Consider the following 514-nt stretch of genomic DNA (forward strand, 5'->3'; position numbering starts at 1 on the left):
GAGCAGCACCGTCGGCACCGGTCGGGTGTCGTCGATGAGGCACCGCACTGCGCCGACCCCGAGCAGCACCACGAACAGCGTGTGTGCCCCGAGCGACATGACACGCAGGACGGGTGCGGGGCCACTGTCAGGCTGGAGGTCCGAATGCTGCATTGCATCCACGCTAACACCGCCCCAGCACCCCGACCGGCCCTGACCGGCCACGACGGCCGATCTCCAACTTTCGATTGACTCGCTCACCCCACCCTTTGCGCGATGCCCCCGAAGGGGGTGCCGCGGCACGCTGGAAGCATGTTCCTGAGTATTCGTGACCTCGTGTTCGCCAAGGGCCGGTTCGCGCTGATGAGCGTGGTGCTGTTCCTGATTTCACTGATGGTGGTGATGCTCTCCGGACTCACCGCGGGCCTGGGCAACCAGTCGATCGCGGCGATCAAGAACCTCGGCGCGAACCAGTTCGCCTTCGGCGCGCCCGCCGAGGGGCAGTCGCTCTCCTTCAGCGACTCCCAGGTAACCG

1 pseudogene is annotated in these 514 nt (G+C 66.3%); it reads left to right on the forward strand.

The annotated features are described in order from the left end of the window. Positions 1-291 precede the first annotated feature (291 nt). Positions 292-514 (forward strand): annotated as a pseudogene (locus AC1DQC_RS20295) (ABC transporter permease); the annotation flags it as partial.

This window comes from Cellulomonas sp. P4_H12 (genome assembly GCF_056400905.1).